This is a genomic window from Kaistella sp. SH40-3 (assembly GCF_030686865.1).
Taxonomy (GTDB): domain Bacteria; phylum Bacteroidota; class Bacteroidia; order Flavobacteriales; family Weeksellaceae; genus Kaistella.
The window spans coordinates 12020-27362 of record NZ_JAQYUS010000005.1 but is presented as its reverse complement, the minus strand read 5'-3'; the positions used below and the strand labels follow the sequence as shown (position 1 = coordinate 27362).

Sequence of the window (15343 nt, the reverse complement as noted above, 5' to 3'; positions counted from 1 at the left end):
TTTAATTATTTATTATAAACCAGAAATTAATTCCAGTTCGATGGCTGTTTGATTATATTGATTTAAACTTTCGATGTATTGTTTTTGGACTTCCACGGCGTTGTTTATGGATTGACTAACCTGGTAATAATCCATTTCTCCAACCTCAAAGGCACGCTGTGATTTTGTAATAAGCAACTTTGCCTGTGGCAATGCTGTTTCCCTATAAAAATTGATCTGGATTTGCAACCGTTTTAGGTCCGAAAGCAGTGTAGAACCCCGTTGAGAAAGACTGAAAGAAAATGCATCTACTTTTGCTTCCTGTATTTGCTGGTTAATTTCTGCGGCTTTGATTTTTGCTTTTTGCGCTTTTGCAAAAATGGGTATGCTAATTCCCAATTCTACACCCTGAAATCTTTTTCCTACTCCGTAAAACTTCGAAACTCCATTTTTCTCGAAATTACCTACCAACGATTGGTTAAAATAACCGACGCTAAAATCGGGAAGTAACCTGCTTTTTTCAACTCTGATTTCTTCTTTAGCGACTTCTATCTGGCTTTTCAAAGCAAGCAAGTCTGGATTATTATTAAAAATTGCGCTCTGTGGTGATACATCTAAAAACTTTTCGATAAGCGTTGTTTCCATAATATCTTCGATGGTTTGATTTCCGGTATACCTTTTCAATTGCTCCAGATGAATTTTTATATATTCTTCCGTCTGCAATTTTTGAGAAATCGCTTCCTGCAATCTGGTATTGGCATTGTATTTTTCTAAAATATTTGTTTCACCTGTCTGAAATCTTATATCTGCGGCACGAAGTATTTTTTCATAAAGGGCGATTAATTCCTCATTTAATGTTCTTTGCTCTTTTCTGTAGAGTAAACTATAATAAATACTTTTTACCTGATAGGTTATCTGATTTTTATAAATTCCTGCCTGCATTTTGGATGCGTTTATATTGGCATCTGCAAGTTCTGTCAGTCTTTTCAAATAAACCGGATTCGGAATATTTTGGCTTATGGTAATATTGTTATCATAAGCAATAAGACTATTATATTGTCCAAAAGTGAGATTGATATTTGTTTTTCCGTAATCTCTCACAGAACCTTTTAATGCAGACTGGTATTCCTCTCCTAATTTTGCAACCCTTGTGTTTGGATTGGAATTCAGGGAAGCAGAAATTGCCGAATTCAAATCTATGGTCCCTACAGAGGAAGATGGATTTGTCGTAATCTGACCTTTAACTCCATTATTAAAACCTGAAAGTAAAAACAAAATAATAATCGTTGCTGATCCTGCAATTTTTGTCTTTTTCAACTTACGTCGGGAAGGTTTTATATTCTCCACATAAGAGTAAAGTACCGGCAAAAGTACAAGTGTAAGAAATGTTGCGGTGAACAAACCACCTATAACAACTGTTGCTAATGGTTTTTGTACTTCTCCTCCTGCTCCGGTTGCCAATGCCATAGGTAAAAATCCTAATGATGCAACGGTAGCAGTCATTAAAACCGGTCTTAATCTTATAGCAGTACCTGCGAGAATTCTTTGCTTAATATCTTTCATTCCTTGTTTTTTAAGTTGATTAAACTCTGTTATTAATACGATTCCATTTAAAACAGCCACACCGAACAGAGCAATAAAGCCTACACCAGCCGAAATACTAAAAGGTAAACCTCTTAACCAAAGGGCAAATATTCCACCTATGGCAGACATCGGGATTGCGGTGAAAATTAGTAGTGAGTATTTTAAGGAACCAAACGCAAAATATAGCAGCAAAAGAATTAATCCCAATGCAATCGGCACGGCTATAGACAGTCTTTTGTTGGCTTCTTCCAAATTTTTAAATTGGCCACCATAAGTTATAAAATAGCCTGTCGGCATTTTTACTTTTTCGTCAATTTTTGCCTGAACGTCTTTTACTACAGAGGCAATATCTCTACCCCGAACATTAAAGCCAACAATAATTCTTCTTTTGGCATCTTCACGCTGTATTTGGTTAGGTGCCAATTGATAACTTACTTCTGCAACCTGCTCCAACGGAACCTGGTTTCCATTACTGGCAGTAACAAAGAGCCTTTTTACATCTTCAATACTTTGGCGTTCTCCTTGTTCTAACCGAACTACCAGATCAAAACGTTTTTCTCCTTCGAATACCGTTCCGGCAACACCACCAGCAAATGCAGTGTTAATAGCGTTATTTATTTCTTCAACATTTAACCCATATCGCGCGATATTATCCCGGTTCAATTTGATTGAAATTTGCGGTAGACCACTCACCTGTTCTATATATAAATCTTCTGCACCATCTATTGAGGGAATTAATCCACCTATTTTCTTCGCTAAATCTGAAAGCGTTTCTAAATCATCGCCAAAAATTTTGATACCTACATCCTGTCGTACACCAGAAATTAATTCGTTGGTCCGTAATTGTATAGGTTGCGAAAAACCGAACGTAACTCCCGGAACCTGTTCTAAAGTTTTCTGCATTTTCTCCGCTAATTCTTCCCGGGTATCTGCACTCGTCCAGTCTTTTTTAGGTTTTAATAATATCGTTATATCTGTGGCTTCTATCGGCATTGGATCTGTAGGAATCTCGGATGCTCCAATCTTGCCCACAACTTCCTTCACTTCCGGATAAGTTTTCATTAATAAACTTGATGCCTGCTCTATTTTTTCAACGGTCTGCTCCAGCGAACTTCCTACCAATAATCTTGTTTCTACAGCAAAATCTCCTTCCTCCAGCGTTGGTAGAAATTCACCTCCAAGAGAACTGAAGATAACTGCTGACAATCCGAGAAGCGCAATTGCAACAATCAAGACAGTTTTTTTAAATCGCAGTGCACCATTAATCAACGGATCATAAACGCGCTGAAATTTTTCCATCATTTTATCAGAAAAGTTCTTTTTATGACTAATATTTTTACTCAATAGAAGTGAACTGATCATCGGTACATAAGTAAGCGAAAGAATTAATGCTCCAAATATTGCAAAAGAAACCGTTTGTGCCATCGGGCGAAACATTTTGCCTTCAATTCCTACCAAAGCCAATATTGGTAAATAGACAATTAAAATAATAAGTTGACCAAACGCAGCGGAGTTCATCATTTTTTTTGCAGAACCGGAAACCTGAATATCCATTTCTGCCTGCGAAATTTTTCCTGTTTTCAACTTCCTCATGTGGTGCATGGTTGCTTCCACGATAATTACAGCACCATCCACAATAAGTCCAAAATCGATCGCCCCAAGACTCATCAAGTTTCCAGATACGCCAAAAACTTTCATCAATGCTACGGCAAATAGCATTGCTAAAGGTATAACCGAAGCCACAATTAAGCCTGAACGAATATTCCCGAGAAAAAGAACTAAAACCAATATTACAATTAACGCCCCTTCTATTAAGTTTTTTTGCACAGTACTCATGGCTCTGTCTACAAATTCACTTCTGTCCAGAAAGGGTTCTATCTCTACTCCGTCAGGTAAAGTTTTCCGTATTTGGTCTATTTTATCTTTTACTCGTCCAACTACTTCAGAAGCATTATTATCTTTTAATAGCATTACAATTCCGCCGACCGCTTCTTTGTCATTTCTGGTAAGTGCACCGTATCGGGTAGCAGTCCCAAACTGAACTTTTGCAACATCTCTGATGGTAATAGGCAGACCACTCTCCGAATTTTTAACTACAATCCTTTCAATATCTCCAAGACTTGTGATCAAGCCCTGGCTTCTGATAAAATAGGCATTGGGTTTTTTATCAATATATGAACCACCGGTATTCTGATTATTTTTTTCCAATGCTGTGAAAACATCCGAAATAGATAAATTGTAACTCCGTAATTGATTAATATTTAGTGCAATTTCATACTGTTTCAAAAAACCTCCGAAACTATTTACTTCCGCAATTCCAGGCGTACCCAATAATTGTTTTCGAATAATCCAGTCTTGTATGGTTCGCAGTTTTGTAGCATCGTATTTATCCTCAAAGCCGGGTTTAGCATGAACCGTATATTGGTAAATTTCACCTAAACCAGTAGAAACCGGTGCCATTTCAGGATTACCAAGTCCTGCAGGAATGGAACTTTTTGCTTCAGGAAGCCGTTCAGAGACTTGCTGGCGTGCCCAGTAAATATCTATGTCATCATGAAAAATAATGGTTACAACAGATAAACCAAAGCGGGAAATAGATCGCACTTCCTGAATTTCAGGAATAGTAGACATTGTCTGTTCTATAGGATAAGAAATAAACTGTTCTATTTCCTGTGTTGCCAGTGATGGACTTAATGTTATTACCTGTACCTGATTATTTGTAATATCTGGTACGGCATCTATAGGAAGGGTTCGAAGGGACATGACGCCCCAAATAATGAGCGCAATAGTGAAAATTCCGATCACCAATTTATTATTGATGGAGAATTCAATGATTTTATTTAGCATTGATAAAGAAAATTAGATTAAAGTAAAATTTAGATAATAAAAAGTACGCGTTCGCAGAAAAGCAAAACCGTAAATTTTATTTAATAATACTAACCTAATTGAGGCGGTTGCCAAATACTGCCGAAATAGTTGGAGTATGGGTTTGGAATATGAAAAAATTCTGATGAATAGAATTCGTTTGAAAAATGACCAATAAAGTTTGCAGGAATTTGTTGATATACTACAACATTCCTACCACAGCAACTGCACATACAAAAAGACGAACAAAAATCGTCTTTATGTTTTTGTGAATGTTCGTTCTGTACTTTTTCAATTTTAGTAGTAACCACCTCAAAAGTGCTTTGTTCATTATCCGAACAAGGCATACAAAATAGCACGGCTAAATAAATTGTTAATATATAATTGAAAATCTTCACCTTTGCAAAGTTAAATAAAAAATTGCTACCGGAAATTATATTATTCTTGATTTTTCGACAATCCGAAAAAGAGTAAATCTTTCAATAAATTCTAAAAAATTACCTGATATTATTTCATCTTCTATAATTAAATCTGTTCTTTTACAATCTTGAAGAAAATAATTTCGATATCATTTCTACTTATTTTTGTGTGTGCCAATACAGAATTGGGTGAAATGTTGAAATTTCCAAACTTGATACAGCATTTTGTAAAGCATAGTACGAATAAGACAGAACACTCTCTTTCATTTTTAGGTTTTGTGAAAAATCATTATGATAGTGAGAAATCGCATTCGGATTCTGACCAACACATTTTCCGGTAAGTGGAATCACGGCAAGTTCAAATATTAAAATTGACGGTAATTACTACTCGGTAAGTCCTTTGGCTCTGCGTGAAAAAGCAGAAATCTTCTGGCTGAATAAGCGCGAGTACTGCGTTATAAAAAATCCGGTTTTCGGCAATGTTGTCATGATCGAAGTTGGGGCAACAATGGTTGGAAGTATGATTCAAACTTATCAAGGTACGAATGTAAAAAAAGGGGAAGAAAAAGGTTATTTTAAATTTGGAGGTTCGACAGTTGTCCTGTTATTTGAGAAAAACAAAATTAAAATTGATCATGATTTATTAGTTAATACCTCGAAAGGTCTTGAAACGACCATAAAAATCGGTGAAAGTATTGGAGAAAAATTTTAAAAAACTACATTTATTTGAAGTATAAAAAATATACCTCTAATTTTAGTTTTCAGACTATTGATATTAATCGTAATATTGCAATAAACAAAACATAATGGGAAGTTCAAAAACAGAAAAATTTACGGAAGAGCAAAATAAAATTGCATTATTTGCGAAAGTATTCGGACATCCTGCAAGAGTAGCGATTTTACAACATTTGTTTAAAATTAATTCTTGCATTTGCGGAGATCTGGTAAACGAAATTGGATTGGCCCAACCAACAATTTCGCAACATTTAAAAGAACTAAAAATTTTAGGTTTGATCAAAGGAACCGTGGAAGGAACAAGTGTTTGCTACTGTATTAATAATGAAAATTGGTTAGCAATGAAAACTGTAATCACTGAATTTCTAAACCAAGACTTAATCGAAAACCAAGATTGCTGTTAAAAAAATTTGAACGAATTAATCGTATAATCGCAATAAACAAATAAAGTTATGAAATTATCACAAGTAAAATCAGTATTAAAAGAACTCGAACGTATAGGTTTTCAATTACCAAACGGAGAATTAGTACCAAATCACTTTCACGTTACAGAAGTCGGTAAAATCATAAAACATTTTATGGATTGTGGTGGAACTGAAAGAAAAGAAGAAGTCGTAAACTTCCAACTATGGAATGCAAATGATTACGACCACAGATTGCATCCAGAAAAGTTGTTGAAGATCATTGAACTTTCGGAAAAAGTTTTGAAAATAGCAGATTTAGAAATCGAAGTAGAATATCAAGCAGATACGATTGGAAAATTCGGACTTGATTTTGACGGGCAACATTTCTTATTGACAAATAAACAAACTGATTGTTTGGCTAAAGACCAATGTGGCATTCCCGCTGAAAAAGCTAAAAACATTTTATCTGAAATTCAAACTGCAACTTCTTGTGAACCCGGAAGCGGTTGTTGCTAAAAAAAATCAAAAAAATGATGACAACAAAGCGAATTCTATTTTTAGAAATAGAAAATTTAATCAAAGAATTAAATCCTCAAACAATTTCAAGCGAACGTAAAGCAATTTTACAATCGCTAACTGATTTTATTCAGGCAGAGGTTTCAAAAAATCAAGAAATTCGTATCAACTTTATCTGCACTCACAATTCACGAAGAAGCCATTTATCACAAGTTTGGGCGCAAACAATGGCATTTTACTTCAATATTAAAAATGTATTTTGTTATTCAGGCGGAACAGAAGCAACCGCACTTTTTCCAATGGTTGCAGAAACTTTGCAAAATTCAGGTTTTCAGATAAACACAATTTCTAAAAATGATAATCCTGTTTATTCCATTAAATATGCAGATAACGAGCATCCAATAATTGGATTTTCAAAGAAGTTGAATGATGATTTTAACCCAAAATCTGGTTTTTGTGCAGTTCTTACTTGTGATTCTGCAAATGAAGCCTGCCCAATTGTGTTTGGCGCAGAAAAACGAATTCCTATCACTTTTCAAGACCCAAAAGCATTTGACGATACGCCACAACAAGCAGAAAAGTACAGTGAAAGAAGTCTGCAAATAGCAACTGAAATGTTTTACGTTTTCTCTCAAATAAATTCATAAAAAATGGCTTCAAAAAAATTAAGTTTTCTAAATAGAAATCTAACGCTTTGGATATTTGTCGCAATGGCAATAGGAGTTGGACTTGGATATTTTATTCCAACATTTCCAAACATCATCAATTCATTTAGTAGCGGAACTACAAATATTCCGATTGCAATCGGTTTGATTTTGATGATGTATCCACCATTGGCAAAAGTCAATTATTCATTATTGCCAAAGGTTTTCAGAAACACAAAAATCCTTTCTATTTCGCTCATTCTTAATTGGATAATTGGTCCCGTTTTAATGTTTGTTTTAGCAATTACATTTTTGCGAGATCATCCCGAATATATGGTTGGTCTTATTTTAATTGGTCTGGCTCGTTGCATAGCAATGGTCCTAGTTTGGAACGACCTTGCGGAGGGAAGTAGTGAATATGGAGCAGGTTTAGTCGCTTTAAATAGTATTTTTCAAGTTTTTGCCTATAGTTTTTATGCCTGGATTTTTATAACAGTTCTACCGCCATATTTCGGTTTTGATGGTGCAATTGTGGATATTTCAATCGGAACTATTGCAGAAAGTGTCGCCATTTATTTAGGTATTCCGTTTGTAATGGGAATTTTAAGTAGACTAATATTGGTAAAATTTAAAGGAGAAGATTGGTACACCAACAAATTCATTCCGACAATTTCGCCAATAACTTTAATTTCGCTTTTATTTACCATTGTAGTAATGTTCTCGCTAAAAGGAGAATTGATTGTGGAAATACCAATGGACGTTGTGATTATTGCAATTCCATTATTAATATATTTTACCTTAATGTTTATCATTGGATTTTTCTTTACCAAAGCCTCAGGAGCAGAATATGATAAAACGACAGCGGTAGCATTTACAGCAGCAGGGAATAATTTTGAGTTAGCGATTGCTGTAGCGATTGCAGTTTTCGGATTAAATTCCGGACAAGCGTTTGCAGGCGTAATTGGTCCTTTAGTTGAAGTTCCTGCATTAATTTTATTGGTTCGGGTTTCATTCTGGTTGCGGCAAAAATATTTCACAAAAAATAATATTTAGGTCTGCAGGGTTTAGAGAATTGTATCAAAATCATTAGTAGATAAATTTTCTATTTCAGAAAAAGAATAAACCGCTATTAAAGGCCAATCTATAATGAATGAATTAATTATACAACTGGAGTCCACAATATCAAAGTATTACCATTCACAGACGACAATTGTTCAGCATCACCTTCAGGAACTAAAATCTTCTTACGATACATTAAGTCTCTTGGAAAAAAAGACGAGAAAATTTTATTTATTTAAAATATTCCTTTTGATGATTGTTCCCAAATCTTTCTCCGAAAACCATATATCTTCGGGATGAAGATGAAGAACGGGAGCTTGTTGGCATCTATTATTACAATCCATTTTTTCAATTTCGATTATATTTTTCAGATTATATTTCTTTACATAGAAATCTAAAAGTTTCCCCTTTTTCTTCCTACAATTTACGCCATTACACCAATAAATAATGGGCTTGCTGTTGTTAGAATCTTCCATAGTGTTATTGTTTATTGTAATTGATTTTTAGTCATTTAGATTAATTTGTCGGTTGTAATGTATAAGCGCTTTGTTTGCAATTTTTTTTAAGTTCATATTATAATATAATTAATGCCCTCAAAAGTTTTCATAGCGTCTTAATAACAATTTTGCACCCAATTTTTACTTCACCGCAAGGCTTTATATTTTTATAATTGTTTAAGTAATACAAAAACATTAAAAATAAAATCCGTCCCACTTTAAAAAGGAGACGGATTTAAAAATTTTATTGGATATTTTTTATCTAATACATGAAGGTTAAACCCGCTCCAAATCCATATTCACTGTCGTAATTTGTGGAAACTGAAACCCATTTTTGAAGGATATATTTTAAGCCAAAATCAAATTCTTTGTCTGAATTAACGGCAAAATTTCCACGAATTCTGGGTGAAATTGGAATTCCTTCTCGGCCTAATTCCAAACGTACTTTTCCATTATGGTCTATGTTTGCATCGGCCATCACCAAGAATGGAAGAAGGTAGCGAACTCCGGCAATGGCTACATTTTGATTCTGCGGCATTACATTTTGCCCGAACCAGGTTTTTGCCATATCATGATTTTTGTTACTTCTAAAACCGACATAAGGCATCGCCCATTGGTATTTTCCTAAAAACCGACCCACTTTTACACTTCCTTCGTAATGTGTAAAATCATAATTACTGTGTAATTCATTCACATTCAACCATCTCGCTCCTAACATCGTCATGTTTTCAAAATGAAATTTATTAGACGCTACATCCAACATTGCAGTAGTATTAATCATTCGGTTCTTGTTTAGAAACTGTTTGTATGATGCTTCTTTATTCGGTAATTGTGGGTTTGGTGCTGAATTTTCATAACTGAAAACTCTTCCCATTCCACTCATCATGTGATATAAAATATGACAGTGGAAAAACCAGTCTCCATCTTGATTCGCGGCAAATTCTATCGTCACAGTTTCCATAGGTGCAATGTCAATTACATTTTTTAAAGGTGCATATTCCCCTTTAGCGTTAATTACGCGGAAATCATGACCGTGGAGGTGCATCGGATGACGCATCATGGAATTATTGTACATGGTGATTCTTACGACTTCCCCCTTTTTAATCAAAATTTTATCACTTTCAGCCACGGTTTTATTATCTAATGTCCAGAGATAATTACGCATGTTACCTTCCAAAGTAAACTTCAAATCCTTTACATTATCATTGGGCAAAATAGTTTTGAAGGGAGATTTTAACATATTATAGTTAAGACGCTTGATGGTTTTTTCTTCTGAAGATCCCATGTCATGGTTGCTGTGATCCATGTTCATTTTATCATCATCCATTTTCATGTCAGATTTCATGTCCATTTTGCTGTGATCCATTTCCGTTTTTTCATCCTTCATTTTCATTTCCATCTTGCTGTGATCCATTTCCATTTTTCCATCATTCATTTTCATGTCAGATTTCATGTCCATTTTGCTGTGATCCATTTCCATTTTTCCATCCTTCATTTTCATGTCAGATTTCGTTCCCATCATTTCCATCATGTGCTGCATGGTTTTCATGCGCTGGCTTTCTGACAATTCCGGATACATCACTTCATTCATATCCATCACCTGGTTACCCATCGTCATGCTCATCGGCTTCATGTCGCCGCTCATTAACATCATGTCGTTCATCATCTTCATGCCTTCAAACAGCATTAATTTTGGCAGATTAGGCGCATCCACTTTTGCTCCGTCTCCTAAATAAAGTGAGGCATGACCTTGCCGGTCTTCCGAAGTTGCACGGAATTCAAAACTTTTATTTTCCGGAACAGTAACTTCTATATCATAAGATTCGGAAACACCTACAATTAAACGGTCAACATCCACAGGTTCTACCTCATTGCCATCAGTTCCAATAACGGTGATTTTCCCGCCCCCATAATTCAGCCAAAAATAAGAGGAAGATGCACCATTTGCTACTCGAAGCCGTACTTTATCACCGGCTTTTAAGTTTTTGTAGTTAGACGAAATTTGTCCATTAATGAGGAAATTATCGTAATAAACGTCACTCACGTCCATGGCTTCCATTCTTTTCCACTCATTAAGCAATTTGGTTCCGAAATGTCCTTTTCCGATGGCTTCAGAATAACTCTGAACAGTACCTTTTTTGATGGCCCAGTAATCTCCACGATCCATGTGCAATCTTCGCATAATTTGTTTTGGGTTTTCATCGGTCCACTCTCCCAAAATCACCGGAATGTCTGCCGCGAACTTTTTACTTGGCTGAGTATCTCTTTTATTAAAAACCAAAATACCATTCATCCCGATCTGTTCCTGAGTTCCCTCATGTGAATGATACCAATAAGTACCATTTTGAGAAATACGGAATTTGTAAAGATGCGTTTCACCAGGTTTCACTTCTTTCGTAGTCAAGTACGGAACACCATCCATTTCATTGGGAAGAATTACGCCGTGCCAGTGAAGACCTGTATTTTCCTTCAATTGATTGTGAAGGTAAATTTCGGCCGTATCACCTTCTGTAAAATATAAAGTTGGCGCCATTAATTTGCCATTGATGGCAATTGCCCTGGCTGGTTTTCCGGTGAAATTTACGAGCGTGTCTTTTACATACAGATCATACCGAACTGTTTTTCCGCCAAAAGAAATTTTGCCATCTTCTTTTGTAGTCTCTTTTTTCTGCATGTGCATGTTATGGTCCTGCGAAAATCCCTGAACCGACACGACAAGGAAGAGCAGCGTGCATAATTTTAAAAAGTTGGGTATTTTATTTTTCATTCTCTAATCTTTTTATCATTGTTTTCATTTCTTCAATTTCTTTTCTTTGCGCAGAAATGATGCTTTCGGCTAATTTTTTTACTTCAGGATCTTTGATATCGGCTCGCTCACTTGTTAATATAGCAATCGAATGGTGAGGAATCATTCCTTTCATCCAAAGAACATCACCTACGATAGGACTTTGCTCACGAACCAAACCGAGTGCAGCGAAAAACAAACCTACACTTCCCACTATTATTCCAAGGTTTTTCTGCTTATTTTGATACATTTTTCGCATAAAAAAGAACATGATCAAAGCCATAGCAGAGATTCCAAGACATACCATATAAAATCTGGTCATGCTGAAATAAACATGATCCAGTTCGTAGGTATTGAGATACATGGTAATGTACATCGCTACAAATGAAGCCGCAAGCATTAAAACAAATTTGGTGTACACGTTACTTTTTGAGTGGTCCATTGAATTTTCCATAATTTTATTTTTAAATTTTAATGTTTTTTAAACGTAGTGAATTACCGATCACTGATACGGAACTGAAACTCATTGCCAGCGCTGCAATCATCGGAGATAAAAGGATTCCGAAAACTGGAAACAAAACTCCCGCTGCAATTGGAATTCCTAGTATATTATAACCTAAAGCAAAAAATAAGTTTTGTTTGATATTCTTCATCACAGCGTCGCTTAAATTTCTTGCTTTTACAATTCCGTGCAAATCGCCTTGCACCAAAGTGATCATTGCACTTTCAATGGCAACATCAGTTCCGGTTCCCATCGCGATTCCAACATCACTTTTTGCCAAGGCAGGTGCATCATTAATTCCGTCTCCAGCCATTGCTACGATCTTTCCGTTTTTCTGAAGTTTCTCTACTTCCTGCAGTTTATTTTCAGGTAGCATTCCAGCTTTAAAATGGACAAGATTGAGTTCTTTCGCGACCGCTTGTGCAGTATCATGGTTATCTCCTGTGAGCATGATCACGTCAATGCCTTTTTCCATTAATTCTTTAATTGCTTTTGCACTGGTCGGTTTTATTTTGTCACCAATAACCACATATCCGGCAACTTTTCCATCGATAGATAAATATGAAACCGTTTTTCCCTGTTTCTGAAAATTCTGGGCTTCTGTTTCCATTTCAGAAGTAATTTCAGCCTTGGCATATTCCATCATTTTAGCATTACCCAAATCGACTTTCTTACCGTTGACCTTTCCTTCAACACCTTTGCCTGTAACTGCACTGAAATTTTCAGCAGTTATAATTTCTGTATTTTGTTCTTTTCCATATTTTACGGTTGCATCTGCTAATGGATGTTCGCTCATTTTATTTAAAGAAACAATGAGCTGTAAAACTTCTTTTTCCGTAAAGTGATCTCCGAAAACTCCTATTTTTTCAACAGTTGGTTTTCCTTCGGTAATGGTTCCTGTTTTATCAATAATCAAAGTGTCCACCTTATCCATTTTTTCTAAAGCCTCGGCGTTTTTTATCAATACTCCGTTTTGAGCACCTTTACCCACACCCACCATTACAGACATTGGTGTGGCTAATCCTAAAGCACAGGGACAGGCTATAATAAGAACTGCAATCGCATTGACGAAAGCATAAACATAAACCGGTTGTGGTCCAAAAACCGCCCAAACAATAAAAGTAATAATTGAAACGAGTACAACAATCGGTACAAAATACCCTGAAACGGTATCAGCTAACTTTTGAATAGGTGCGCGACTTCGACTGGCGTTATTAACCATTTCCACAATTTGAGAAAGTAACGTATCTGACCCCACTTTTTCTGCTTTCATTAAAAAGGATTGGTTGCCATTGATGGTGCCACTACTTACTTTATCATCTATTGATTTGGTTACGGGAATAGGTTCACCCGTAATCATCGATTCATCTACAGAGGTTTCGCCTTCTGTGATTGCACCATCCACGGGAATTTTTTCGCCAGGTTTTACACGCAGAATGTCACCAATCACAATCTGTTCAATCGTTACTTCTTCTTCAATGCCGTCTTTAACTCTAATCGCTCGGTTTGGTGCGAGTTTTAATAATTCTTTAACCGCGGAATTTGTTTTGCTGTGCGCTCTTGCTTCCAATACCTGTCCCAATAAAACTAAAGTCAAAATCACTGTCGCAGCTTCAAAATAAACGTGAACTGCTCCAGTATGCGATTTAAATTGTTCTGGGAAAATATCCGGAAAAAACATTCCAAAAACACTAAAAAGGAAAGCTGCTCCAGCACCAATTCCAATTAGTGTAAACATATTGAGATTCCACGTCTTGATGCTTTTATAGGCACGTTCAAAAAACATCCAGGTCGCATAAAATACAACTGGAATCGACAAAGCAAATTGCACCCAGTTCCAGTATTTCTGTTCCATCAAATTATAGAGTGGATTGTTTGGAATCATTTCACTCATCGCCATTAAGAAAATGGGTAAAGTAAAAATACTGGCAATCCATAATTTTGTTAGTAATTTTTTATAGGTTTTCTCTTCCGCAGAAATATCAGGTTCCATCGGCACCAAATCCATTCCACATATCGGACATGCTCCCGGTTCATCTCTTATAATTTCTGGATGCATTGGACAAGTCCATTGTTCCGAATTCGAACTGCTTAATTTTTGTTCTTCTACCAAATCCATTCCGCAGACCGGACAATCGCCCGCTTTATCGTAGGTTTTCTCCCCTTCGCAATGCATTGGGCAATAGAAAGTTCCGTTTCCTTTTTCTTTCGGCTTTTCTTCTTTCGGTTCAATATGGTGATGTTCACCGGGATTATGGATGGTATATTTATCACCATCTTTTTTCAGAGCTTCCTGAAATTTTTCGAGGGGAATATGAGAACCCATTTCGATTGTAGCTTCTGATTTATCTAGATCAACGTGAACTTTTGAAACACCTTCTACCTCGGAAAGTGTTTCTTCTACGTGGCTGCGACAGCCGCCGCAAGTCATTCCTTGAATGTGATAGATGTGTTTCATTATTAAATGTTTGAATTGATTTGTAGTGAATTGATTCTCTAAACCCCGATAACCAACAATCAAATCTTTATAAGTTCTTGATTGTTAGTTTATTCAAGGTTCATGTAATTACGGATAAAATTTAGCTACAGTTAAAATTAACATATTCATGTAATCTCGACGTAGCTACAGATCATCAGTTTACTTAATTTCTGATTTTACGCTTCCACATTTCAACATAGAGGCACCGTAATAAGGATTTCTGATTTCTTTTTCAGCACTCAACCAAGAAGCATCTGCCATTGGACAATACTGAACAAAAACAGATTGGTCAGCCAATTTGAATTTCTCAGTTAAAGCGATCATGCTGCCTGAAAGACCATTGAACGATTCTCTCTGAGTTTCGATGCTGCGACTCTCTGCGATTTTTGTTGCGTTTTTACGCAAAACATCCAGATTCCCTTCCGATAATACTTTGTAATCTACCATGGAGACAGATTTAATAAAAGTATCGGCAGCTTTTGAAGCCGCATCTGAATTGTCTGTAGCAAGAGCCGTTTTAATTCCCAAATAATTTTCATAAAGTTTAGAAACTGCCGCATCGCTTTTTTGAGCCGACAAGTTTAGAACTGAAAATACTGAAAATAGGGCTGTGAAAATTAATTTTTTCATTGTAATAAAATTTAAATTGTTTTTAAAATAATAAGTTTTGAATGGTATGATTTCAACTTTGTCCTCATTTTTTCCATTGCAGATCCTTATGTCTCAAATATCTTACCAAGTAGTAAGCTTTAGAAAGTTTGTTAAAAAGAGCGTTTTCCTCCATTCAAGAAGGCTTTCGTTCTGACTAGCTTTATCTTCCTTCATCCTAAAATTGGAGCATTAATAATTAGGTAATGATACGGCGATATTCATTT

General features: G+C 35.8%; 10 protein-coding genes and 1 pseudogene. 5 read left to right on the top strand and 6 right to left on the bottom strand.

Annotated features, from left to right (window positions below; translation table 11 throughout):
- Nucleotides 1-12: 12 nt before the first annotated feature.
- Nucleotides 13-4410, bottom strand: coding sequence for a CusA/CzcA family heavy metal efflux RND transporter (locus PUH65_RS09305; RefSeq protein WP_305519734.1), 4398 nt, complete (start codon nt 4408-4410; stop codon nt 13-15).
- Nucleotides 4411-5187: 777 nt separating this feature from the next.
- Between PUH65_RS09305 and PUH65_RS09300 the strand changes: the two are divergent.
- From PUH65_RS09300 to arsB, 5 genes and pseudogenes are all read left to right on the top strand, one after another.
- Nucleotides 5188-5559, top strand: a pseudogene (locus tag PUH65_RS09300) (phosphatidylserine decarboxylase); the annotation flags it as partial.
- Between the two features lie 94 nt (nt 5560-5653).
- Nucleotides 5654-5986, top strand: coding sequence for a helix-turn-helix transcriptional regulator (locus PUH65_RS09295; protein ID WP_305519733.1), 333 nt, complete (start codon nt 5654-5656; stop codon nt 5984-5986).
- 48 nt (nt 5987-6034) lie between these two features.
- Nucleotides 6035-6502, top strand: coding sequence for a DUF6428 family protein (locus tag PUH65_RS09290; RefSeq protein ID WP_305519732.1), 468 nt, complete (start codon nt 6035-6037; stop codon nt 6500-6502).
- A 14-nt stretch (nt 6503-6516) separates the two neighbouring features.
- Nucleotides 6517-7149, top strand: a complete 633-nt coding sequence (locus tag PUH65_RS09285) for a protein-tyrosine-phosphatase (protein ID WP_305519731.1) — start codon at nt 6517-6519, stop codon at nt 7147-7149.
- A gap of 3 nt (nt 7150-7152) precedes the next feature.
- Nucleotides 7153-8199, top strand: a complete 1047-nt coding sequence (gene arsB / locus PUH65_RS09280; protein WP_305519730.1) for an ACR3 family arsenite efflux transporter — start codon at nt 7153-7155, stop codon at nt 8197-8199.
- Between the two features lie 233 nt (nt 8200-8432).
- On the opposite strand, the gene PUH65_RS09275 is transcribed toward arsB, so the two are convergent.
- The 5 genes from PUH65_RS09275 to PUH65_RS09255 form a co-directional block, all read right to left on the bottom strand.
- Nucleotides 8433-8681: a (2Fe-2S) ferredoxin domain-containing protein gene (locus PUH65_RS09275; protein WP_147757017.1), complete on the bottom strand. Its 249-nt coding sequence runs from the start codon at nt 8679-8681 to the stop codon at nt 8433-8435.
- A 283-nt stretch (nt 8682-8964) separates the two neighbouring features.
- Nucleotides 8965-11382, bottom strand: coding sequence for a multicopper oxidase domain-containing protein (locus PUH65_RS09270; RefSeq protein ID WP_370692035.1), 2418 nt, complete (start codon nt 11380-11382; stop codon nt 8965-8967).
- A gap of 76 nt (nt 11383-11458) precedes the next feature.
- Nucleotides 11459-11941 carry a DUF305 domain-containing protein gene (locus PUH65_RS09265; RefSeq protein WP_143852139.1) on the bottom strand — a complete coding sequence of 161 codons (483 nt, stop codon included), beginning with the start codon at nt 11939-11941 and terminating at the stop codon, nt 11459-11461.
- Between the two features lie 10 nt (nt 11942-11951).
- A complete protein-coding gene (locus PUH65_RS09260; RefSeq protein WP_305519728.1) occupies nt 11952-14447 on the bottom strand; it encodes a heavy metal translocating P-type ATPase in 2496 nt (831 codons plus the stop codon).
- A 180-nt stretch (nt 14448-14627) separates the two neighbouring features.
- Nucleotides 14628-15098, bottom strand: coding sequence for a DUF3347 domain-containing protein (locus tag PUH65_RS09255; RefSeq protein WP_305519727.1), 471 nt, complete (start codon nt 15096-15098; stop codon nt 14628-14630).
- Nucleotides 15099-15343 lie beyond the last annotated feature (245 nt).